This window comes from Bacillus sp. SD075, assembly GCF_017355165.1.
Taxonomy (GTDB): domain Bacteria; phylum Bacillota; class Bacilli; order Bacillales; family DSM-1321; genus Peribacillus.
The window spans coordinates 12,058-36,416 of the sequence record NZ_JADILK010000033.1 but is presented as its reverse complement, the minus strand read 5'-3'; the positions used below and the strand labels follow the sequence as shown (position 1 = coordinate 36,416).

The window sequence follows — 24,359 nt, the reverse complement described above, 5'->3', positions numbered from 1 at the left end:
CCCCTCTTATTGAACATCCATCGTTTCAAAGTTCACCTTGGTCCTTAAGATAGATCGATTCAGCTCTTGAAGATTTTTCTGTATATTCTTCTTCTCATTTTCTAAAACATGTGACCATAGTCTTGTTTCACCAAGATCAGCCTGATAAGCAGCATCAATGATAGCTAAACTTTGTGCCAGCTCTTCCCGATGTCCCTTAACGATACCAATCCCGATTGAATCCTGGATTTGGACCGTGCATTCAGTCACCAGCATTTCCCCTAGATAAAACAAGCTCTTTTTTGCCGTTTCCCTTGTCTTTAGCTGCACAAGGGCACTCTCTGGCTTTTGAATGACGGTAACTTTATATTTCATTGCTATTTCCTTGGCAAATTCCTTCGCAATGCCCTCAGAGCCTTGAATCAAAATCTCGGTTCTTTCCCTTCTTCTCATTCCATTGGCCTCCAAATGTTTTAGTTTCAAGCTAACATCTTCAATGTATCTTGTTGCCAAGTGTACGTCCGTTAAGAAAGAGTAAATCTTTGTATGAAATTTGTTAAAGCCAGCCACATAATTCAAATTGCATGCTTTATGTGTGTATTCGGAGCTTCACTCGTGAGTTTCGTACTTTTTCTCGTGGATTCGGAGCATTCACTCGTGAGTTTCGTACTTTCACTCGTGAATTCGGAGCATTCACGAGTGAGTTCGAGCGATATCTGGAATGGAAGTTTTTATATAACATATGTAAAACAATCACTTCGGTAGATTATGACCGTGTGCTCAAGTACTTGATTGCTCCGCTTATCCCGGCATAATGATTCCACTTGCAACAGTGGAATCAAACTTGAACACTGCAAAATATCCCGTTCGAATAAAGTGGGAAAAATCACATTCAGCGTACTGCTGCTGGATCCGAACTCTACATAACCATGCTGCCTATAATATTGAAACATAGAGGTAATATCAGGACCGTCCTTTTCTATTTCAGGAAATGTTGATTTTGCTACAAAAGATGTATGAAGGGCAATCGGGAAACCGTCCATTAACCTAAGCCTGCCAATTTTAAAGACCTTGTCATCGCTTTCCGCCTCGAGGCTTTGAAAAACCTTTTGATCATAAGGAATTTCTTCGCAAACAATAGTACTCGTTTGAAAGGAAAACTGGAATTCTTTCATTTTCTCGGTGAAACTAACATCTCCGGATAGTATTAACGGAATTTGCTTCTTGGTTTCCTGGACATAACTTCCCTTACCTTGTTTTGAATAGATAAATCCTAAATCTTGAAGCTGCTCATATGCCTTCCTGACAACCATTCTTGGAACATTAAATTGGTCAGCGAGTATATGCTCTGAAGGTAACTTTTTATCCAATTGAAAGGTCCCGCTCTTAATTTCCGATATCAAATGATCCACTAAAAAGTTCTTTTCCCCCAACAGAAATCCCCCTTTAAATATTCGGTCTGCCCATACCTATTTTAAAGTCAGTGTAATGAGAAAATATGAAGCTACCATGACTTTCTTGTAAAAAAAAGTCCTGGTCAAATACCAGGACGAAGGAAATACATATTTTATCAATCTTTTCAAAACGCCATCCTGCATGGTTCAGTCTTTCAAATGGCTCATCCAACATATGGGCAGGTCGCTTTTACAGCAAAATCCTGTTTTCGAATCGATATTTTTCATCATTTAATGGCCATGCTTTTTTTCCTTAATTTCAAAGCATTCACACATTCCTTTCCTGGGCTCATACTGCCAAGACGAATCGGCTTCTCCACATAATCCCCATGAAAATCCGAACCTCCTGTCTTAATGAGATTAAATCGATCTGCATATGAAATCGCTCTTTCCTCTTCTGCATGCCCATGATGCGGGTGAAGAACTTCTATCCCTTCAAGCCCTGCTTCAACAAGATCAGGAATCATTTCGAAACTTCCGTATTGTCCAGGATGAGCAAGGACCGGAACGCCTCCGGCTGCACGAATCGCCTTCACAGCCAGAATAGCATCCACATACTCTATAGGAATAAAGGCAATGCCTGGCTCTTCTCCATTTTGGCCGCGACTGAAGATTTTCTTATACAAATCTCCATAGATAGAATCCGTATAACCAGATTCCCGCAGCGCTAGCATAATATGCTGTTTATAAACACCGGTTCCTCCCCTGAATTTAGAAACTTGTTCCCAAGTTATTCGATATCCTGCCTCAATTAGCCGCTCCACCATTTTTTCAGAAGCTTCATTCCTCTTTTCAATCAATGGATTACATAGGTCCTCGAGTGCCTTATGACCAGGATCAATAAAATATCCCAAAATATGTACACGCCTGCCCCTTGCAAAATCATAACCAGAAACTTCTATACCAGGGATGATTTCAATTCCTATTTCCTTTCCCCTTTCCACCATCTCTTTCAATCTCATCGTTGTATCATGATTCGTAATCGCTAAATGGCCAATGCTTTCCCTTTTTGCAACCTCCAATAGTTCTTCAAAAGAACTGGAACCATCTGAAATGTTCGTATGACAATGCAATTCAACCTTCATGCCAATCCCCCCATTCTTATTCGTTAACCATTTTCATTTTAACTTAGTGTCATGTCGATCAACGTTAAGATGATGTAAAAAAACGTAAATGTGTAAAAGTCATATAGTTTGGTGAAAATACTTAAGTATTTTAGGCTGTAGATAAATAAAAACGTTAAGGAATATGGTTCAGGATGACCAGCCTGCCGTTTTATCTAAAAAGAACATTCCAGTTGATTTCAGTAATCCGCTCCCTTTCCGCCAACTGTCTGCCAAGCCCCATCAAAGCAAGCGCATCAGGGGTCTTGGCTAGTCAGGTATTCGGCAGGAGTCTCTCAAGTTTCTTTAATCCATTAAGGATTACAGGAAAAATACATGAAGGGGTTTAAAATCATGCTTCGGAATGAGGTCATTCCGAACCTACTTCTGTCGATAAAATGTAAAATAAAAGTTGATTGGATCGGGTGTCGGAGACTCCTATGGGAAAAGTGCGTCCAGGGAGAGGAAATTCATGTTCGTTCGCCTTTTCAGCCTATTACCCTGTTACGGATTTCCCATCTGCTGAAATAAAATCAAAATAAAATCATTAAAAATTTTGACTTACTGTCAAAAATGATGTACATTACCTAGTGGGCGAACAATTTTTATGTATAAAGACAAAAATATTCGTATATAGAGGTGCGTAACATGGAAAACGTGTTTGATTATGAAGATATTCAATTAATTCCTGCAAAATGTGTAGTAAATAGCCGTTCTGAGTGTGATACATCCGTTACTTTAGGTAAACATACATTCAAGTTACCTGTAGTACCTGCCAATATGCAAACGATCATTGATGAAAAGATTGCCATTTACTTGGCTGAAAACGGTTACTTTTATGTAATGCATCGTTTTGAGCCAGAGAAACGACTGACTTTCATTAAGGACATGCATTCAAGAGAATTGATCGCATCCATCAGTGTAGGCGTAAAAGAAGAAGAATACGGATTCATTGAGCAATTATCGGAAGACAACATTGTCCCTGAATACATTACGATAGATATTGCACACGGCCATTCCAATGCCGTGATAAAGATGATACAGCATATTAAAAAGCATTTACCTGAAAGTTTTGTCATTGCTGGAAATGTCGGTACTCCTGAAGCGGTACGGGAATTGGAACATGCCGGTGCTGATGCTACAAAGGTGGGTATTGGACCTGGGAAAGTATGCATCACTAAAATCAAGACTGGATTTGGAACGGGCGGCTGGCAGCTAGCTGCACTTCGCTGGTGTGCAAAAGCGGCAAGCAAGCCAATCATAGCTGACGGCGGCATTCGCACGAACGGGGATATTGCTAAATCAGTTAGATTTGGCGCTTCGATGGTCATGATCGGTTCATTATTTGCCGGACATGAGGAATCTCCAGGTCAAACGATCGAGAAAGATGGAAAGGCCTTTAAAGAATACTTTGGTTCAGCTTCTGAATTCCAAAAAGGTGAAAAGAAAAACGTTGAAGGCAAAAAGATGTTTGTCGAGCACAAAGGATCTTTGGATGATACGTTAAAGGAAATGGAACAAGATCTTCAGTCTTCCATTTCATATGCCGGTGGAACCAAGTTGGAAGCCATCCGTAATGTGGATTATGTTGTCGTCAAGAATTCAATCTTTAACGGTGACAAAGTTTATTAATCCTTAACGCAAAAAAAACGGCCTAATCCATGGATTAGGCCGTTTTTTTAATTATACCTTTTTAACAAATTGGGATTTTAATTTCATTGCCCCAAAACCATCAATCTTGCAATCAATATCATGATCACCATCGACTAGACGGATACTTTTGACTTTAGTGCCCATTTTTAAGACGGATGAGCTTCCTTTCACCTTAAGATCCTTGATTACCGTAACAGTATCACCATCGTTCAAGGCATTTCCATTAGCATCTTTGATCGTCTTCTTTTGATCATCATTTTCCGTTTCCGCTTCCACCGGCCACTCATGGGCGCATTCCGGGCAAACAAAAAGACTCCCGTCTTCGTATGTATATTCTGAATCACATGCTGGGCAATTTGGAAAATCAGACATAAATTCACTTCCTCCATTCGTTATCCTCAATTTTAATATAATATTGGTTTACATACAACCGGTAGACGATTACAGCTCTAGTTCCTCCCTTCTTCTAGAACCTATAAAGGATTTACTATATACTTTTAAGAAAAGCTGGAAAGTGCGGTGAACCCATTGTTTAAAATACTATTGATAGAAGATGATACGACATTATCCAATGAAATTAAAGATAGATTGGCGCAATGGTCATATGATATTTACGGAATCGGCGATTTTAGTAAAGTGATTCAGGAATTCACGGACATCAAACCTGATTTGGTCATCATTGATATACAATTACCGAAGTTTGATGGGTTTCATTGGTGCAGAATGATCCGGACCCATTCCAATGTTCCCATCATCTTTTTATCTTCACGTGATCATCCTACCGACATGGTGATGTCCATGCAGCTGGGAGCTGATGATTTTATCCAAAAGCCTTTTCATTTTGATGTACTCATCGCAAAGATACAGGCCACCCTTCGCCGTGTCTATAATTACAATACCGAAAAGGTGGAATTGAAAACCTGGTGCGGTGCAACTGTGGATTACGAGAAGAACACGGTATCGGCCGAGACTGGCACAATCGAATTGACGAAGAATGAAATTTTCATCTTGAAAAAGCTCATTGAACGGAAAAACAAGATCGTAAGCCGCGAAGAATTGATCAACAGCTTATGGGATGACAAACGTTTCATAAGTGATAACACCCTTACAGTGAATGTGAACCGTTTACGAAAGAGGTTGGATGAACTGGGGTTAGGGCATTTTATCGAAACGAAGGTTGGACAGGGCTACATCGCCGTGGAAGAGGCAAATGCATGATCAGAAAATATCTCATGGAAAGGTTCAGCTGGATCATTTTCTATATACTACTTCATCTATTCATTATCTTTGTCGCTTATCTTGATTCGGCTATTCCGTTAAAGCCCATACTGTATATTGTTTTTTTATCATTGCTCATATTCAGTATGTTTTTGATATTCCGCTATAAAAAAGAAACATATTTTTATAAAAGTTTAGAAGCGCGGGAAGACAACCTGGATATTACGAAGATAGCCGAACCGGAAAGCCCTTTCGAAAAAATCATAGAAAACAGCATCATTAACCAAACCGAAATATTGAAGCAATCCGCAGCAATTGGTCAAATGACTTTAGAGCAGGAAAAGGATGAATTATTATCTTGGATTCATGAAGTGAAGACACCCTTGACGACGATGCATTTAATGATTGATCGCTTGGATAATGAATTGCTGAAATCCCATTTGACTTATGAGTGGCTGCGCATTCACCTGCTTCTTGATCAGCAGCTCCATCAAAGGCGCATGCCTTTCATCGAAAATGATTTGTATATAGAGAAAACCGATTTGGAAACAATAATCTTTGATGAGATTAAAACGCTGCAATCATGGTGCATTCAAAAAGGAATCGGCTTCGACTTACAATTGGATGTAACCGAAGTGCTCACTGATGCCAAATGGCTGTCCTTCATCATGAGGCAGCTCTTGACCAACTCCATTAAATACAGTGAAAACTCGGATATCACGATATATAGCCATGAACAAGCTGAACAAACGGTTCTTGAAGTGAAGGATTCCGGACGGGGCATCGACCCAAAAGATTTATCCCGGGTATTTGATAAAGGATTTACTTCCACGACGAATCATCGTGACAATGCGGCAACTGGCATGGGTTTATATTTAACCAAGAATGCAGCCGAGTCGCTATTCATCTCCATAGACGTGAAATCAGAGCTTGGAATCGGAACGACCGTTACCTTGACCTTCCCAAAAAGAAATGATTTCGTGAATATCACAAGCATGTGACAAAAGTGTCACATGCTTTTATTCTTTGTTCGTCCAAACGAAGGAAAAGAAATACATGGCCTTTTATAATAAGGATATAGAAAAAAAGGAGTGTATCCAAGTGAATATATTAGAAGCGAAAAAAATCCATAAAATCTATGGTAATAAATTCAATAAACAAGAAGTATTAAAGGGTCTCGATATAAGCATACAAGAAGGTGAATTCGTAAGTATCATGGGTGCATCCGGTTCAGGAAAAACGACTTTGCTTAATGTCCTTTCCTCGATCGATAAAATCAGCAACGGCACCATTACGATTGATGGAAAGGTGATTTCAGGGATGAAGGAAAAGAAGTTGGCCGAATTTCGGAAGAACCATCTGGGATTCATCTTCCAGGAATATAACTTATTGGATACATTGACTGTCAAAGAAAATATCCTTCTGCCCTTATCCATTACCAAAACGCCCAATATTGAAGCGGCACAAAAGTTTGATACCGTGGCGAAAGAACTGGGCATATATGAAGTGAAGGATAAATACCCCAATGAAATTTCCGGTGGCCAAAAACAGCGTACGTCTGCAGCACGGGCTTTCATCCATGATCCAAGTATCATTTTTGCGGATGAACCGACTGGGGCGCTAGACTCCAAATCAGCTTCCGATTTACTGAACAAACTGAGTGAAATGAATCAAAAGCGCAAAGCGACCATCATCATGGTAACCCATGATCCAGTTGCGGCCAGTTATTGCAGCCGAGTCATTTTCATTAAAGATGGACAAATATATACGCAATTGAATAAAGGTGAAGAATCCAGACAAACCTTCTTCAAGGACATCATGAAAACACAAGGTGTATTGGGAGGGGTTCAAAATGAGCATTAATCAACTCATTTTTCGAAATCTGAAGAAGAATCTGAAGAACTATTATCTCTATGTTTTTGCCCTTGTCTTTAGCGCTTCCCTTTACTTTGCCTTTGTCACCTTGCAATATGACCCATCGCTGGATGAAGCGGAGGGTACGGTGAAAGGAGCCGCATCCATCAAGGCTGCATCGATCCTGCTTGTTGCGATTGTCTCCATATTCCTTTTATATGCCAACAGCATTTTCATTAAAAGACGTAGTAAAGAGATTGGCTTATTCCAATTGATAGGCATGACCAAGAACAGGATATTCCGTATCCTGAGTGTGGAAAACCTGATCCTGTATTTCTGTTCCGTATTCCTGGGAATCTTTGTAGGGTTTGCCGCTTCAAAATTGATCATCATGATACTATTTAAAATAATGGGTGTCCAGGCGATTGCGACCCTTACATTTTCTTTTCAGCCGCTTGTTCAAACCATTCTCGTTTTTAGCGCCATTTATCTTTTCATCATGTTGATGAATTATGCCTTCATTAAAAGGCAGACCATCTTATCATTATTTAGAGTGACTTCAATGACGGAGGGAAAAGTGAAAAAGGTTTCGATGTTCGAAATGATCATCGGGATATTCGGAATCATCCTGATCATTGCCGGCTATGTCATCTCATCCAAATTATTCGATGGAGCTTTTTCAGAGATGACCGAGCTTTTTATGGCCATGATCTTCATTTTGGCATCCGTCATCATCGGTACCTACCTATTCTATAAAGGATCCGTAAGCTTCATCTTTAATATCATCCGTAAAAAGAAAAATGGATATTTGAACATCAATGAAGTATTGTCCCTTTCATCCATCATGTTCCGGATGAAATCGAATGCGATATTATTGACGATCATCACGACCGTTTCCGCTCTGGCGATCGGATTATTATCATTAAGCTATATCTCCTACTACTCAGCGGAGAAAATGGCACAAAGCTATATCCCTACCGATTTTTCCATGACAGATATGGAAGATGCAGATGCATTCAAAGAAGCTTTATCAGACAGTAAAATCGATTATGACGAAAAGGTGATCGATGTCATTCAAGCAGATATTAATGTAAAGGAAATAATGGAAACAAGCCTGGAAGGAGTGAACTTCGACCCGGACATCATGACCGTTCCCGTCATCAGTGATGAATCCGTTAATGGAATCAACCTCGCTGAAGATGAGACCCTTTTCAGCGGATACAGTAATATGATGGAGAAGGTCATGTCCTTGAAGGATACCGGAAATATTGAACTGAAGGGCAAACATGAAGTGATTCCGCAAACTTTCATGGGATTGAATGATGATAGCATCTTGTCCTATTACTTCACGAATGGCGGACTGCCCGTTGCCATTGTAGACCAAACGATATTCGACCGTCTGAAAAAGGATGTCGACCCGAAAATCCAGAAAGTTTCATCTGTAAATATCGGCATTGATGTGAAGGAGGAAGCTGAACTAGAAAAAGCGAATGATCTATTCAATAAAATGAGTTTTAAAGAAGAACATGTGAATGATTCCCAATTTGAAATGTTCAACACCCAGAAGAAGAATATGGGTCTTATCATGTTCATCGTAGGATTCTTGGGATTAACCTTCCTCATCACATCCGGTTGTATCCTGTATTTCAAACAAATGGATGAAAGTGAAAGTGAAAAACCCAATTATACCATCTTAAGAAAACTGGGATTCACGCGCGGTGACTTACTAAGAGGGATCCAAGCAAAACAAGTTTTCAATTTCGGCATCCCTTTAGTCGTCGGGCTGCTTCACAGTTATTTCGCAGTCCAATCGGGATGGTTCTTATTCGGGACCGAAGTTTGGACCCCGATGATCATCGTTATGGCATTATACACGGCATTGTATTCGATCTTCGGAATCCTCTCCGTATTCCATTACAAGAAGGTCATTAAAGAATCTCTATAAATTGCTAAAAGCTCCAGGGCCCATGAGGACCTGGAGCTTTTACAATGTAGCAAAATCCTGAGAAGAGTCAGTTTGCCTAGCGTTTTTTCTAAAAAACATTCCAGTTGATTAAGACGGCAGAATCGTCGCAAATTTCTTTAATCCAATGGGATTCAACATGGTTCAGGGTGAGACATTTCGAACCTGCTTTCCGTTTCCATTAAAGTACCCCAGCCGGTTTCATCATTTCCTTGATCAATTCCCTGTTGCGCTTTTTAAAGATTTCATTATGGGAAGAAACCATTCCGACTCCGTGAGCGTCAGGCTGGATATATTGCTTTGCCTTGTTTACGGCATTTGCTGCATCTTGAAAAGTACCTGCTATCAGGTTCAATTTACCTTCATGCTTTAAGATATCGCCGGCAGCGTATATTCCATCCATCGAGGATTCACTTGAAGGAGTACCTTCAATATAATAATTGTCGGCTATGGCAATATCCACTTTACTATTTCGAAGCAGCGAAGTATCACGCTCATAACCATGATTGATGATGACTTCATCGATCGGCAAGTACGAAACCTCTCCCGTTGCATGATTCGTCAGTTCAACATGTTCGATTGATTCATGATCAGCGCAGGCGATCAGTTTTGTAATCGTCGTATTCAAGAAACAAACAGCAGAGCTTTCCATCAATTGCCTTGCTTGTGATTCATGACCTGCCAAACTATCTTTCCTGTAAGTCAGATACACCTTTTTGGCGATGGGCTCCAATTCATTTGCCCAGTCTATGGCAGAATTCCCGCCGCCTGAAATGATCACCGTCTTATCCTTGAAACGATTGAAAGACTTAACAGTATAGTTTAAATTGGAGACTTCAAACCTTTCAGCCCCGTCAATTTCCAACTTTTGCGGATTCAGAATTCCGCCGCCAACCGCGACAATGATCGTTTTGGAAAAGTGCATTTGCCCTGAAGCGGTATGTAAAACGAAGATACCTTCTTCATTACGTGTGATTGATTCCACTTTTTCATTCAGGACGACTGTTGGATTGAATGTTAAACCTTGCTCCACTAGCTGCTCAATTAATTTTTCCCCGGTAGTGGGTGTCAGCCCTCCTACATCCCAAATCATTTTCTCTGGATAGACATGAATTTTCCCGCCTAGCCGTGGCTGGTATTCAATCAGTTTCACTTTCATTTCTCTAAGTCCGCTATAAAAAGTGGAGTAAAGGCCTGCTGGCCCTCCCCCAATAACCGTTACATCAAATAAATCTTGCTGCTCCATTTACGTCCACTCCCCGGTAATCAAGTGTGATTGATTATCATTCTCATTTAATGGTACACTCTTTTTTCATTTTTTACAATAAGCAGCCGTTAAATAACTCAGTTTTTTTCAAAAAATACGATTTATTATGCAGTATGAATGAGTTGGAAAAGCGAATGTAAGGTTGTTCAGAGAAGTGGCAAACGAAAAAAGTGCAGCAATCCTTCATCCCCACTCAAGGACAAAAGTTGCTGCACTTTTTTTCACACTGAATGTTAGCTTGAACGAGGTCTTTTCCCTTCTGCTATAAGAAGGTTGATGCGGTCTATGAGTTCAGGTAAATCCTCCATCGTTCTGATGGTAAAGTCTGCTCCGTTTTCCATAAAGGTTTCTGCCGTTTTAGTGATGAGATTTTGTTTATCTCGTTCTGGTAAACTTGTATACTCATCCAAACTCAATCCCATCTCGGAGCTTCCGACAATGATTCCGACCGACCATACCCCAGCATTCACTCCCTCTTGCATATCGGAAATGGTATCTCCTACCTTCACTACCTTCCATGCTGCGGTCAACTTCAATTCTTCCATATTCCGATATATCATGTATGGATAAGGTCTTCCAAACGAGTTGGTTGCATCCGGGGTTACATGGAAATCCGGCCGATACCCTTTTTTCAAAGCATTTGCCACGACGACCCCCATCATTGTATCCGTATATCCCGTTGTCGACCCAATCTTCAGGCCGCGATTTCTTAATGCTTTCACCGTCTCGATAACCCCTGGAATGGGATCTGTATAATCCGCCAATGACATCATTAGTGCCGGTTCGAATTCAGCATATAGTTTTTCAACGTCTCCCTCATTGAATGGCCTTCCGTATTGTTCTTCCCATATTGAAGATATCCTTGGCATGGTCAGCATCGCACGAATATGGTCGATTTTCAGCATGCCCATCGGAGCCCTGGCTTCTTCCATCGTCACTTCCACTCCAGCATTCTTAAAAATATCCACAAAAACATTCACTGGCGCAAAACATCCAAAATCCACAGCCGTTCCAGCCCAATCCAAAATGATTCCCTCTACCTTATTCATACTGTCACCACTTTCATATATTTTTCTGCGATCTTACCAAGTTCCTCGATATCCTCTTCATGGATTTCGCCAATATTTCCGATACGGAATGTATCTATGTCTGTAAGCTTTCCGGGGTATATGACGTAACCCCTCTCTTTGATAAAATTGTAGAATTCCACAAAATCAAAGGTTTCAGTAGGAAAAAGGAATGTAGTAATGATAGGCGATTGTTTATCAGGTGAGATATATGTACGAATGCCCAATTTACCCATCAGCTCCCTCAGCCTATCATTATTATTTTTATAGCGGGCGGATCTGGCTGGAATGCCGCCTTCTTCCGTTAATTCTTCCAACGCTTTAGCAAACGCGGCCACTACATGTGTTGGAGATGTGAATCGCCATTTCCCATCCTTGTCCATCTCTTTCCACTGATCATATAAATCCAGTGACAAACTGCGGGCATTGCCTTCACAAGCCAATAATTTCTCAATCTTTGCAAGAACAAAACCAAAACCAGGGATTCCTTGAATGCATTTATTTGCACTGCTGATCAAATAATCGATTCCGAGTTCAGGCACATTCATTTCAACTCCGCCAAAGCTGCTCATCGCATCAATGATCAAGGTTTTCCCTTGTTCCTTTGATATCTTCGAAACTATTTCTATCGGATTTAAAATCCCTGTCGTCGTTTCACAATGAACCATTGCAATATGTGTGATGTCACTATCATCCAGTAAAATATTCCGGATTTCAGCTTCCTGTGGAATTTCATTGTACTCAACGCCATATTCCACATGACTCAATCCGATGCACTCCGCCATTTTCACAATCCGTTTCCCATATGCGCCATTCGTTATGATCAGCACTTTATCGGATTTTGAAAGTGCTGTCGTCAGCACAGATTCTACAACAAACGAACCGCTTCCCTGCATAAGTACAGCTGTATACTCACCGTTTGCAGCATATGCCAATTCAAGTAGCTGGGATCTGATTTTCTGGGTGATTTCCTTATAATCATTTTCCCACGTACAGCGGTCGACAAGCATTTCCTGTTTCACCGTACTTGTAGTGGTCAGCGGTCCTGGCGTTAAAAGTTTATAGGTATTCATTTTCCTTCACTCCTCACTGTATTTATCATTGTGCTGATTTAAAGAACTCTTGATGCTGTTTTAATAATTCGACCGTTAATGGCTGCTTGAATTTCATAGGGTGGGCCGGTTTGTTCTTTTCCTTTACCTTTTCACCTTCATAAAGTGCGACCGGATAATGTTCCAACAGTTCTTCTCTAGCATCTTTACTGATCACTTCTGCCATTTTCATCGCTAAACTTGTTTTAGCTTCATTATCTTTTTTCACGACAGCGACAGATTCCGTGTAGGAGAAATTCCCTTCAGTCGGATCGACAAACTTTATCGGTAAGCCCGACTCTTTAGCCATCACGGCTTGATAGCGTAAACCAAAACCGGCAGCCACTTCCCCTGCTTGCACTTTATTGATTGGACCTGAACCTGAGCTCTCAAGGTGCGGACCGCTATTTGCTATTAAATCATGGAGAACCTTTTTCCCTTCCGCGTCACCGTATTGACTGATAATCGCTTGAACTAACAGCCACCCTGTTGAAGAGTCCAGAATATTAGGAATTGAAACGAACCCTTTAAATTCCGGCTTTGTTAAGTCCTTAATCGAGGCCGGCATCGGCAGTCCTTTTTGTTTGAGCACTTCCGTATTCACAAAAACGGCACCGGTATTTGCCAAAATCGGCGTATAATAGGCTGGGTGTTGTTCCAATCCGTTTGTACTGAATGTCAGGTCCTTGAACATCGAGTGCCGATCCTGTGCACTTCCGATGAAATAGGAACTCATCGTCACGACACCAGCCTCAATTTCACCGCCTTCTGCCAGCAGTTTCCCCCCTAATTCAGACGTGCCTAATGATTGGAGGATATATTTCCCTTCGTATCCGGCATCTTTCAGGGAAGTCTCCATTGCTGCTGTGGCTTCTTCATCGCCATTCGTATAAATGACCACCTTTTCTTCATCCGCTTTGCCGCTGTTACGGCCCACCAATACAAATACCACACTTAAAGCAACTAGAGACAGTAAGGCTAACTTCATCGTCTTAAACATAATATCCCCCTCATTAATGTTTGAATTGCCTTTTTTGATAATGATCACAAAGCAGCTTCACGACTAGATTTGTAAAAAAGATAAGTAAAGACAGGATGAATATTTCATTGAATTTGGCAAAATGCTGAAGCTCTTTTATTTTACTTGCCACCAATGTGGTTTGGGCCGTGACCAAAAAGATGATACCGCTGATCGTCACCATACTATTGATGAAATAATAACTGAACATCTCGATCACCGTAGATGCCGAGTTAGGCAGGATGACCCGATAGATTGTCCTGATCCAGCTATCCCCCAATAGATTTCCGGTGGTTTCCCATGCCGGGTTCATTTTGGATAAAGAGTTTTTCGCCATTAAATAGGGTGTCGTAAAGAAGTGGACCATGTTACATAAAATGATGATGGCAAAGGACCCTTTCCAGCTGCTGCCGTTGAAAAGCAGCAAATACGATAAACCCAACACCATTCCCGGTACTGTATTCGTCAACATCGAAATGATATCCATTGACGATTTCCCCCTAAGGGGCGTTCGGACATTCAAAACTGCTGCGCTAAAGGCAATGAGCGTTCCAAGTACAGCCGTCATTAAGGCAACAAATAAGGAGTTTTTATAGACTGCCGTTAAATCGCTCGATTGGAATGTGTCGATAAAGTACTTAAAGGTGAACGAGAGATCATATGGGAAACTAGTTAAAAATGGTGCAATGAACATGACCGCAAATACAGAAAACATCCCCATTAAGACCAGCATCGAGATACCCCCAAAACATATATCCCTCCCTTTGTGCTGAGCCATTTCGATATCGCTGAACTTCTCATAATGAAAGTTAAGTTTCTCCAGATAGTTTAATAGGAAAACACTGAATACTACCGGAATGAGCATGAGAATGGCAATCACTGCACCATTATTGAAATCAGGGATTGAACCCAGCATGACTTGATACAGTTGCGTCGCAACAACGGAATAGGTCCCGCCGACTGAAGCCGGTATCCCAAAATCGGTGAAGCTCAAGATGAAGGAAAGTATAAAGGCTCCTCCCAAAGTTCCCGACAATGGCCGTATGATCGTATTCATGAAACTTCTTATCATTCCGTCCCCCATTAATTTCGAAACGATGATGAACTTTTTATCCATGTACTTGAAGGAATTATTGATGAGAAGAAAAGCTGATGGCAATGTATAAATCACATAACCTACCAATAATCCATTAAATCCGTATATATCGAATAGATTCCTTCCAAAAATCTTGGTGATGATACCCTGATTGCCGAAAGAGTAGATGATCGCAAACCCGAAAGTGATTGTCGGAAGCAGCATCGGAATAAGGATCCCTGTTTTAATTACACCTTTTAACGGCCTGTATAATCGGGTGCAATGGATGGAATAGGCCAGGAAAAAGGCCAAAACGGTTGTAATGACGGCTGTGAGCCCTGAGATTTTCACGCTGTTTCCAAATGAATGCATCAGCTCTGCATTGGAAAGGACCGTTAGATAATTCGAGAGGTTAATTCCATCAGCCGTTTCAAAAGAACGGACGAACAATATGCCAAGCGGCAAGAAAAGAAAAGCGGCAAACAGCAGTAAGATAGGTATATAAATGACTCTCATTGCCGGTTTTACATCAGGCATACCTTTCACCGAATAAGTTATAAATATTTTCTCGCTTGATCTCCAGTTGTTTAAGAATGAATGCCTTAACAAAATCATTGGCTGGCTGATTGATGATTTCTTGAGGTGATCCAAATTGAGAAATATTTCCTTGATTAATGATCAAAATTTTATCGGACATCGTCAAGGCCTCTTCCGGATCATGTGTCACTATGATTGTCGTCAGCTTATATTCTCGGGCAATGGATTTGATGCGTTCCTTTATCGATTCCTTGATTACACCATCCAAGGCACTCAGTGGCTCATCAAGCAAGAGGATCTTCGGTTTCATTACAAGAGTCCTTGCGATCGAGACCCTTTGTTTCTGACCCCCGGATAATTCGCTGATCCTTTTTTTCAAATGCGGTGCTAGTTCCAGGAAATCGATGTATTCCTGCAGCTCTTCCTTGGAAACGGATCCCTTCCTGTTCCTCAATCCATAAACGATATTTTCATAGGCATTTAAATGAGGGAAAAGAGCGTAATCCTGAAAAACGATATTAAATCCCCGGTCTTTCATGGACACGTTTCTCAAATCGGCATCATTGAAACTGATTTTTCCATGATTGATACCCGTCAATCCCAAAATTATATGTAATAAAGTAGTTTTTCCGCTTCCACTTGGTCCTAATAGTGAAACGATCTCCCCCGTTTTAATTTCAAGATTTATATTATCCAAAACTGATTTTCCATCGAATTGCTTGCTAATGTTTTGTAATTTTAGCAAACCGTTCACCTCCTTTAATACACCCTTAGTATAAAAGCCATTTGTAAAACGAAGTTGAGATTTTTGTAAATACTCTGTAAATATTGAACATTTCATTACTAACTCATTACTAACTTTTGACTAATTACCGATATATTTATCATCTACTTGTTGAATATATTCGCGGTACACAGTACACTTAAACTGAATTTCCGGAAGAAAGAGATCGAAGAATAGGCGGGTGAAACCATGTTTCCACTTGAAAGGCAAAAGAAGATCATCGAGTTATTAACGATTAGAAAAGTTATGAAGATTCCCGAGCTCACTGAAGAACTGCGGGTTTCCATCGAAACCATCAGGAGGGATATTAACCTGCTTTCAAGGCAAGGAAAAATAGAAAAGATCTATGGTGGCGTTAAGCTGGTTCAATCGAATTTTGGAGAATCGACGATAGATGAACGGATGTTCAGTCAATTAGAAGAAAAGGAAACCATCGCCCAAAAATGCAGTGAGTTTATCGCCGATGGTGATTGCATTTATATCGATAGTGGTTCGACAACCTATCAAATCGCTAAATACATAAAACAGAAAAAGAAACTGACCGTGATAACCAGTTCAATCCCTGTTATAAATGAGCTCATTCAAAGCGATATCGAGATATTGATCATTGGGGGGAAAGTAAGGAGAAATGAACAATCCATTGTTGCATTTGATTACTTATTCAAGCTTAGTGAATTGAATATTACGAAAGCATTCATTTGTGCGAGTGGCATAACCATAGAAAAAGGCATATCCGACTATAATTTGGAAGAAGCGAACACACGAAAAAAAATCATTGAATTATCCCAAAAAGTCTATGTTGCCGCTGACAGCACAAAGTTCGGGAAAGACGTGACCATCGGGATTGCACCACTTGAAAAAATTGATTGCATTATCACAGACCACCTTTTACACAAGGATTTCATCCATATGTATAACGAAACAAAAACAAATTTGATTCTTGCTTAAGAGCATAAAAAAAGACGGAAATCATACCTTTAGTATCATTTCCGTCTTTTTTGTCATGTAACTGCTTACATTGGATGTCGTTCATAGAGTGTGATTCTTTTCTCCAGAAACCCATCCATGCCGACCACATACTGCCGTATTGATATATATGCCTTTTTGGTCCAACTGCCAGCTTAAATAGCAAGGACCACCTTTGCGAGAATAGGAGATATTATCTACTTCCGTTTCCATTCTTATTAGCCACTCACCTCCCTATAATTTTCATCATCTAACCCAAGCTTTTTGTTTTTTTCCTTAAACCGTATATTATGGGAAGAAACGTACGCCACTTTCGGTGCATCCGGCTCGATATGTAACTTAGCACTATTCAAGGCAAGCACCCCATCTGTGAATGCGCCAGCGATCAGCCTGACCTTGCTCTCGTGATCAATGAAGTCTCCTGCGCCATAAACCCCAGGGATATTTGTTTCCCTTTCTGCATTCACAACCGCTACATCATCTTTCATTTCCAATCCCCATTCAGTTAATGAACCGTAATCACATTTCAATCCATGATTGACAATGACTGCATCCACATCCATTCTCTCAACTTCGCCTGTTTCCATATGAGAAATGGATACCTGATCTATGGTATCTCCATTTCCATGCAGCTGCACGACTTCATACGGTGTACGGACATTCACAGAAGACTCTTTCATCTTAATGACATTCTTCTCATGACCGCCAAAGTCATCGCGTCTATGCACGACTGTTACACTTGCAGCAATTGATTCCAATTCATTTGCCCAGTCGACCGCTGAATTTCCTCCACCAGAAATCAGCACATGCTTGTTAAGAAATATCTCACGTTCTTGTACCGTATAGTGTAAATTTGTTACCTCATAACGGTCTGCTCCTTCAATTTCTAGCTTTTGCATTTTTAATACACCGTACCCCACCGCTAAGATAACCGTTTTTGAATAATGCTTCGCACCTGTAGCAGTCGTTAAAATAAATGTTCCATCTTTCCATTTCTCTAATTCCACGACTTGTTGATTCAACACAATCGTCGGGTCGAAGGTTCTAGCTTGCTCTTCTAACTGAGCAATTAATTGTTCTCCTAGAATAGGCGTGACACCACCAATATCCCAAATCATTTTTTCTGGATAAATGAGCACTCTCCCCCCTAGCTTGGGTCCATACTCAATAATTTTTGTTTTCAAATCTCGCATTCCACTATAAAAGGCTGTATACAACCCTGCAGGTCCTCCGCCAACAATAGTTACGTCATATAGTTCTGCTTCCGCCGCCATCTCAATGCCCCTATACTATTTTTACTTTTGACACAATATTGAGCATGATGCAACCTGTAATAATCATCCGAAAAACTTAGGCAAAAGGTCTTAACAATCCCCTTTGGTACCGGGAACAAGGTAGAAAGACATTACTTTTCCTCTGTTAAGATTTCAGCCATTTCCTCAGCTTGTAATAGTGCTGATAATGGGTCACTGGTAAAATATTTTTTAATATTCAGTTCATATACGTGATTATTCTTCACAGCTTCGAGAGTATTCCAAACGCTTGGCAATTCCACTTTACTATCTTCACCTGGTGTAATCATAAAAATATAATCACCTGCATAGTCCTCCACTTTTTCCCATGATACATCAAGTCTGCTCTCATCTTTATCAATGATTTCGCTTTTTACCAACGGCTGCGGCGTAACTCCCAAAATTTCATAAAGGGCATCTCCACCTCGTTCTCCCGTTTGGCCGACAACAATAGCCGACTTAGTGGTACCTACGTCAATAATAGAGAAAGTTGCACCTTCAGGAATCACTGATTTTATTTTTTCCTGGGCAGCCTCCACTCGTTGATCAAAGGAAACAAGCCATTCCTCTGCTGCTTTGTGTTTATTCAAAATTTCACCCATTTCCGTAATTTGCTCATGAATATTTTTATAATTTCCTGTTTCAAACACGACCGTCGGGGCAATTTTACTAAATTGTTCAACGCTTTTACGGTCCCAAGTGATAATTAAATCCGGATTCAATTCAAGCATTTTTTCTACCGACACTTGTCCATCCTGCCCAATATCTTTTGTACGATCTGTTACATAGGGCTTAAGAAATTGCCCATAACCCAGGATCGTTGTGGAAGCGCCTACAGGTTCGACCCCAAGTGCTAGTAAATGACCAAGATCCCAATCGACGATAACACGCTCAGGATGGGAAGGTACTTCCACATCGCCAGTTACTGTGGAAATGGTACGTGTCTCATTCGTATCTTTTTCTGTGGACTTTTGTACTTCCTTTTCACTTTTGCCTTCATTATGACTGGCTCCTTCACTCGAACAAGCCGAAATAATGAACATTACGCATATAATCAATAGCCACGGCCCTACTCTCTTCACATTCTGTTTCGTACCCTTTAACCATCCCTTTCCTTTTTTTACTTGCGGCAAAGTTTCACATAAAGATCTTACGTTTTTCTTGCCAAGTAACTCCCCACTAACCCCTTACTATTAAATAACCACTGATATTTTTTTGTTGGCTTGTTCCTTTTCTAACCTGTCTGCTAGTTCATACGGCAGGCAAAGCGGACCGCCTGTACGCGGATCAGTAATAATAACCGCTTCAATCGCAAATACCTCACGCAACACATCAGGTGTGCCTGCTTTCACAACTGTCCCTGATTTGATTGCGACCATATGATGTGCATATCTTGTGGCGTGATTTAAATCGTGAACGACCATTATGATCGTTCTTTTCTCTTCTTCATTCAGCCTTTGCAGCAATTTCAGTACTTCAAGCTGATGGGCCATATCAAGAAAAGTCGTCGGCTCATCAAGAAACAAAATGGCTGTCTGCTGTGCAAGCGCCATGGCGATCCATGCTCGCTGGCGCTGCCCGCCTGATAACTGGTCAACAGCCCGATCATAAAAATCCATCATTCCAGTTACATCAATTGCCCAATGAATGATTTTTCGGTCTTCCTTGGTCATTGTCCCCAACCCTTTTTGATGGGGGTAGCGGCCATAGCCAACCAGCTCATATACGGTTAATCCATCTGGTGCAGTGGGATTCTGTGGCAAAATGGCTAAATCCTTAGCCACTGCTTTGGTTGACTTCGTATGAATCATTTGCCCATCAAGCATCACGCCCCCAGTGATAGGATTCATCAAGCGTGCCATCGTTTTCAAAATGGTTGACTTTCCTGAACCATTCGCTCCCACTAAAGCAGTAATTTTTCCATTCGGCACAGTCAAATTCAGCTTATCGACGATAATATCTTCCCCATAGCCAATGGTTCAGTCTTTTGTTGATAAACGATCTGCCATATTCTTTTCCTCCTAATGTAATCATCTACTAATATATTTTTTGTGAACCCATGGAATAAATTACATATGGAACTGTGCATGATGCAACCTGCTGTATACCCCTCCCGTTTCAAGCAATTCTTTATGTGTTCCTTGCTCTTTAATCCCTTCTTCAGTAATGACTAGTATTCGATCGGCATTTTTAATCGTAGCGAGCCGATGGGCAATTACGAGAGTCGTTCTGCCTTGAGACAGTTCATTTAAGGCTTTCTGGATTGCTGCCTCCGTTTCAGTATCCAAAGCAGATGTCGCTTCATCAAGAATGAGGATCGGCGGATTTTTCAGGAACATACGAGCAATGGAAAGCCGTTGCTTCTGTCCTCCTGATAACTTGACCCCTCTTTCACCAATGAATGTATCCAACCCTTCTGGCAGGCCGAGGATTATGTCTTCCATTTGCGCTCGCCTTGCAGCATCCAATATGTCCCCTTCAGTCGCATCAAGTTTTCCGTAGGCAATATTTTCTCGAATCGTCCCATCAAAGAGAAACACATCCTGCTGTACGATCCCAATTTGCTGGCGTAAAGATTGCAGTGCCATCTCTTTAATATCGATGCCATCAATCATGATGCTGCCTGAGTCAATGTTGTAAAACCTTGGAAGCAAACTGCAGATTGTCGTCTTTCCAGCTCCCGATGGACCAACAAGTGCTACTGTTTCCCCTCTGCTGACAGTAAAATTAATACTATTCAACACTTTGTCTTTTCCTTCATAACCAAACGTAACATTTTTGTACTCGATATCTCCGTTTAGATGTTTAACCTCAATAGCATCAGGTACATCTTCTTCATCAGGTTCCGTGTTAAGCAAATCCAAATAGCGGCGGAAACCTGCCACTCCTTTTGGATAAGTTTCAATGACCGAATTGATTTGATGAATCGGTGTAAGGAATATATTGGAAAGAAGCACAAAAGCCATAAATTCTCCAAAAGTCATTTCACCTTCGATAACAAACCAAGTACCGCATCCTAGTACGAATAGCGAAACAACTTTCATCAGTAAATGGCTGATTGATGAGTTCCAAGCCATCACCTTGTAAGTAACAAGCTTTGTTGTACGGAACCGACCATTATTCACGGCAAATTGCCCGATTTCATGATTTTCGTTAGCAAAAGCTTTTACTACACGAATACCGCTCACATTATTTTCAACTCTCGCATTAAAATCTGCAATATCGGCAAACATTTGGCTGAATGCCCGAGACATCTTCCTGCCGAAATAGATGGATAGACAAATTAAGAATGGAATAATAATGAATGTCAGGACAGCAAGCTTCCAATTAATCGACAGCATTAAGCCAAAAGCCCCAAATAAGGTCATTAAAGCAATAAACAAATCTTCTGGACCATGATGGGCGATTTCGCCAATATCCATTAAATCATTGGTCATTCGTGAAACGAGGTGACCTGTTTTGTTATTATCAAAAAATCGAAAAGACAGCTTCTGGACATGATCGAATAATCTTTTTCGCATATCTGTTTCAATATTTATGCCAAGCATATGTCCCCAATATGTAACGACATAATGGAGGAATGAACTCAACACATAAATTCCAAGCAAGCCGACACAAGCCACTAATATTAAATTCCAGTTGCCCGTCGGCAGTAAGTTATCCATCACTTTATTAACTGCCAAAGGAAAAGCGAGCTCCAATAAGGCAGCTAAAATGGCACAAGAAAAATCTGCAATAAATAACCATCTATATGGCTGGTAATATGAAAAAAATTGTCTTAGCATATTAAGTAGGGTCTCCCTTCGTTTGGAAAATCAAGTCTTTGAACGTGCAAGCAGATATAAAAAATATGGAGCTCCTATAACTGCAGCGACAATGCCTGCGGGAATCTCGGAAGGCTGTATAATACTGCGTCCGATTGTATCAGCTACCAGAACGAGCAGGGCTCCTGCCAGAGAAGACCCCGGAAGCAGAAATTGATGCTGCGGACCAATCAGGCGGCGAACAAGATGCGGGGCAATCAATCCGACAAATCCGATCCCTCCACTTACAGATACTGCAGATCCTGCTAACCCTACAGCTGCAGCCAGTAGGATCAATCGTTCTTTTTCCACAGAAGTACCCAGTCCCATAGATATCTGGTCGCCTAGGTTTAATACATTTAGCACACGGGCTTTATAACATACATACGGCAATAAAATCACAATAAACGGAAGCAGTGATGCAACAAATTTCCAATTTGAACCCCAAATGCTTCTGGCCATCCACATTGCCACAAACTGATATTTTTCTGGTGAAAGGCGCAAAGTCAGCACAATCGTAATGGCACTGATACCTGCAGCAACAGCTATTCCTGTCAATAAGAGCCGGGTAGGTGACAATCCTTCGCCTTTTTTAAGCGATAGGGTATAAATTAATGCAGCGGTCAAACCGGCTCCCAACCAGGCTAAAACCGGCAGAAGCATGACAGAACCAACAGTTTGTGTTGAAAAAAAAGCAACGTACAACATCACAACGAGCCCTGCCCCTGCATTGATTCCTAAGATTCCTGGATCTGCCAGTGCGTTACGGGAAATCCCCTGCATGACGCATCCAGAAACGGCTAGTGCAGCCCCCACAAGTACAGAAATGATAATGCGCGGAAGCCTGAAATCAAACAGAATCAACTCTTGCCTTTCCGTACCCGATCCAAATAAAGTTCGGGTTAATTCTATTGGCGTTAAACGGATATGTCCTGTATTGACACTAATAAAAAAAGCAACAATAATTAAAACCATAAAAACAGCCAATGTCGTTATGCTACGTTTTCTTCTCTTGGATTCGACAGGTGAAAGATCATATAGTTCCACTCATAATCCTCTCCTTTCTTTACGAGCAAGGTAGAGGAAGAACGGTACACCCACCAAAGCGATTAAAGCACCAATTGGTGTTTCATAAGGAGGATTGATCATTCTGGCGATAAAATCAGCCCATAGAAGCAATAAGCTTCCAAGCACCGCTGAACATGGAATAATATAGCGGTAATCAACCCCGACTAAATATCTGGTTAAATGCGGAATAATAAGCCCAACGAACCCAACCGCCCCAACAACTGAAACAGCGGATCCGGCTAATATCAGCACAAGAATCGTTCCCGCAAGCTTCACCATTTTCGTCTTTTGCCCTAAACCAGAGGCTATTTCCTCACCTAGACTAAGCAGGGTGATAGATCGGGAAAGCATAATCGCAGCAAGGACAGCGACTCCAACACATGGAATCATGATTTCCAACTGGTTCCACTTCGTCCCTGCTACCCCACCTGCATACCAAAAGGCAAGATCCTGACCAATCCGGAAATATAAAGCAACTCCTTCACTTAGAGCACCGAATAAAGCACTGGCAGCGGCCCCGGCGAGTACGAGACGCAACGGTGTCAAACCGCCTTTTGTCATGGAACCCACTCCAAACACAAGTCCTGCTCCTCCAGCTGCCCCAATAAAAGAGAACATGATTAAGTACAAGTACGGCAGCTCTGGAAAAAAAGCAAAGCAGAGCGCCATCGCCAGTACGGCCCCGGAATTCAAACCGAGCAGACCCGAATCTGCAAGCGGATTTCTTGTCATTCCCTGCATTATGGCCCCTGCCACAGCAAAGCTTGCCCCTACTATCACTGCCCCTAATACTCTTGGCAGCCGCAATTCCCTGATAACCTGATGATCATTGATATTAGGATTAAAATGAAAAATGGCTTCCCATACAATCGACAAGTTAATATCCGCAGCTCCAAAAGAAATGGAAAGAGCAATACTGAATATAAGTGCGACTATTCCTCCTGTCATAATGATCGTAGCGGCTACCGGATGTGAACGGAGCTTTGGTTCCGACGCTTCAATCTCATCTATTTTCACTGCAGTCATTCCCATCATCCATCTACCTTTACTTTAAAATACCCATGATCACACGAGATTGATTCTCACTATCAATTAAATGTGAACTCCACTATATTTCATATGCTAGTGATCTTTTTTACATACGATTTCTCCCTTAAAGATACAATG

At 41.1% G+C, this 24,359-nt stretch carries 22 protein-coding genes; 6 read left to right on the top strand and 16 right to left on the bottom strand.

All coding sequences use genetic code 11. The features are described from left to right. Positions 1 to 6 precede the first annotated feature (6 nt). The 3 genes from phnG to IOC57_RS18620 form a co-directional block, all read right to left on the bottom strand. Positions 7 to 432, bottom strand: coding sequence for a phosphonate C-P lyase system protein PhnG (gene phnG / locus IOC57_RS18630; protein ID WP_207440088.1), 426 nt, complete (start codon positions 430 to 432; stop codon positions 7 to 9). 278 nt (positions 433 to 710) lie between these two features. Then, positions 711 to 1,412 carry a GntR family transcriptional regulator gene (locus IOC57_RS18625; protein WP_207440087.1) on the bottom strand — a complete coding sequence of 234 codons (702 nt, stop codon included), beginning with the start codon at positions 1,410 to 1,412 and terminating at the stop codon, positions 711 to 713. A 248-nt stretch (positions 1,413 to 1,660) separates the two neighbouring features. Next, positions 1,661 to 2,518 (bottom strand): PHP domain-containing protein, encoded by an 858-nt coding sequence (locus IOC57_RS18620; RefSeq protein WP_207440086.1) that lies wholly within the window; start codon positions 2,516 to 2,518, stop codon positions 1,661 to 1,663. 666 nt (positions 2,519 to 3,184) lie between these two features. Here IOC57_RS18620 and guaC point away from each other — a divergent pair. Continuing rightward, positions 3,185 to 4,168, top strand: a complete 984-nt coding sequence (gene guaC, locus IOC57_RS18615; RefSeq protein ID WP_207440085.1) for a GMP reductase — start codon at positions 3,185 to 3,187, stop codon at positions 4,166 to 4,168. A 51-nt stretch (positions 4,169 to 4,219) separates the two neighbouring features. On the opposite strand, the gene IOC57_RS18610 is transcribed toward guaC, so the two are convergent. Then, positions 4,220 to 4,561: a zinc ribbon domain-containing protein YjdM gene (locus IOC57_RS18610; protein ID WP_207440084.1), complete on the bottom strand. Its 342-nt coding sequence runs from the start codon at positions 4,559 to 4,561 to the stop codon at positions 4,220 to 4,222. A gap of 156 nt (positions 4,562 to 4,717) precedes the next feature. On the opposite strand from IOC57_RS18610, the gene IOC57_RS18605 reads away from it, so the two are divergent. The 4 genes from IOC57_RS18605 (at position 4,718) to IOC57_RS18590 (ending at position 9,206) form a co-directional block, all read left to right on the top strand. Continuing rightward, entirely contained in the window at positions 4,718 to 5,407 is a 690-nt protein-coding gene (locus IOC57_RS18605) for a response regulator transcription factor (RefSeq protein WP_207440108.1), read from the top strand. Then, a complete protein-coding gene (locus IOC57_RS18600; protein WP_207440083.1) occupies positions 5,404 to 6,408 on the top strand; it encodes a sensor histidine kinase in 1,005 nt (334 codons plus the stop codon). Before IOC57_RS18605 ends, IOC57_RS18600 begins: the two co-directional genes overlap by 4 nt. A 100-nt stretch (positions 6,409 to 6,508) precedes the next feature. Further along, entirely contained in the window at positions 6,509 to 7,270 is a 762-nt protein-coding gene (locus tag IOC57_RS18595) for an ABC transporter ATP-binding protein (RefSeq protein WP_207440082.1), read from the top strand. Next, positions 7,260 to 9,206: an FtsX-like permease family protein gene (locus IOC57_RS18590; protein ID WP_207440081.1), complete on the top strand. Its 1,947-nt coding sequence runs from the start codon at positions 7,260 to 7,262 to the stop codon at positions 9,204 to 9,206. The genes IOC57_RS18595 and IOC57_RS18590 overlap by 11 nt, the downstream gene beginning before the upstream one ends. Before the next feature lie 199 nt (positions 9,207 to 9,405). Here IOC57_RS18590 and IOC57_RS18585 read toward each other — a convergent pair whose 3' ends face one another. The 6 genes from IOC57_RS18585 to IOC57_RS18560 all read right to left on the bottom strand — a co-directional run bounded on the left by IOC57_RS18585 (position 9,406) and on the right by IOC57_RS18560 (position 16,024). Continuing rightward, complete coding sequence (locus IOC57_RS18585; protein WP_207440080.1) at positions 9,406 to 10,470, bottom strand: NAD(P)/FAD-dependent oxidoreductase; 1,065 nt, start codon at positions 10,468 to 10,470, stop codon at positions 9,406 to 9,408. A 254-nt stretch (positions 10,471 to 10,724) separates the two neighbouring features. After that, positions 10,725 to 11,540, bottom strand: a complete 816-nt coding sequence (gene phnX / locus IOC57_RS18580; protein WP_207440079.1) for a phosphonoacetaldehyde hydrolase — start codon at positions 11,538 to 11,540, stop codon at positions 10,725 to 10,727. Continuing rightward, positions 11,537 to 12,631: a 2-aminoethylphosphonate--pyruvate transaminase gene (gene phnW / locus IOC57_RS18575; RefSeq protein WP_207440078.1), complete on the bottom strand. Its 1,095-nt coding sequence runs from the start codon at positions 12,629 to 12,631 to the stop codon at positions 11,537 to 11,539. Before phnW ends, phnX begins: the two co-directional genes overlap by 4 nt. Positions 12,632 to 12,656: 25 nt before the next feature. Continuing rightward, positions 12,657 to 13,649, bottom strand: a complete 993-nt coding sequence (locus tag IOC57_RS18570) for an ABC transporter substrate-binding protein (RefSeq protein ID WP_207440077.1) — start codon at positions 13,647 to 13,649, stop codon at positions 12,657 to 12,659. A 13-nt stretch (positions 13,650 to 13,662) separates the two neighbouring features. Next, positions 13,663 to 15,279: an ABC transporter permease subunit gene (locus IOC57_RS18565; protein WP_207440076.1), complete on the bottom strand. Its 1,617-nt coding sequence runs from the start codon at positions 15,277 to 15,279 to the stop codon at positions 13,663 to 13,665. Continuing rightward, a complete protein-coding gene (locus tag IOC57_RS18560) occupies positions 15,272 to 16,024 on the bottom strand; it encodes an ABC transporter ATP-binding protein (protein WP_207440075.1) in 753 nt (250 codons plus the stop codon). Before IOC57_RS18560 ends, IOC57_RS18565 begins: the two co-directional genes overlap by 8 nt. Positions 16,025 to 16,252: 228 nt before the next feature. Here IOC57_RS18560 and IOC57_RS18555 point away from each other — a divergent pair, with 228 nt between their 5' ends. After that, positions 16,253 to 17,011 (top strand): DeoR/GlpR family DNA-binding transcription regulator, encoded by a 759-nt coding sequence (locus IOC57_RS18555; protein WP_207440074.1) that lies wholly within the window; start codon positions 16,253 to 16,255, stop codon positions 17,009 to 17,011. 236 nt (positions 17,012 to 17,247) lie between these two features. On the opposite strand, the gene IOC57_RS18550 is transcribed toward IOC57_RS18555, so the two are convergent. The 6 genes from IOC57_RS18550 to IOC57_RS18525 form a co-directional block, all read right to left on the bottom strand. Next, positions 17,248 to 18,303, bottom strand: a complete 1,056-nt coding sequence (locus IOC57_RS18550; protein ID WP_207440073.1) for an NAD(P)/FAD-dependent oxidoreductase — start codon at positions 18,301 to 18,303, stop codon at positions 17,248 to 17,250. Between the two features lie 131 nt (positions 18,304 to 18,434). Beyond that, the gene (locus tag IOC57_RS18545) at positions 18,435 to 19,379 is read right to left on the bottom strand and encodes an ABC transporter substrate-binding protein (RefSeq protein WP_286185002.1); all 945 of its coding nucleotides are present in this window, start codon (positions 19,377 to 19,379) and stop codon (positions 18,435 to 18,437) included. Between the two features lie 135 nt (positions 19,380 to 19,514). Beyond that, entirely contained in the window at positions 19,515 to 20,297 is a 783-nt protein-coding gene (locus IOC57_RS18540; RefSeq protein ID WP_207440106.1) for an ABC transporter ATP-binding protein, read from the bottom strand. Positions 20,298 to 20,390: 93 nt separating this feature from the next. Further along, on the bottom strand, positions 20,391 to 22,106 hold the full coding sequence (locus IOC57_RS18535) for an ABC transporter ATP-binding protein (RefSeq protein ID WP_207440072.1): 1,716 nt from the start codon (positions 22,104 to 22,106) through the stop codon (positions 20,391 to 20,393). Positions 22,107 to 22,136: 30 nt separating this feature from the next. Then, positions 22,137 to 23,099 (bottom strand): FecCD family ABC transporter permease, encoded by a 963-nt coding sequence (locus IOC57_RS18530; protein ID WP_396020859.1) that lies wholly within the window; start codon positions 23,097 to 23,099, stop codon positions 22,137 to 22,139. 72 nt (positions 23,100 to 23,171) lie between these two features. Next, positions 23,172 to 24,224, bottom strand: a complete 1,053-nt coding sequence (locus IOC57_RS18525) for a FecCD family ABC transporter permease (protein WP_207440070.1) — start codon at positions 24,222 to 24,224, stop codon at positions 23,172 to 23,174. Between the last annotated feature and the right edge of the window lie 135 nt (positions 24,225 to 24,359).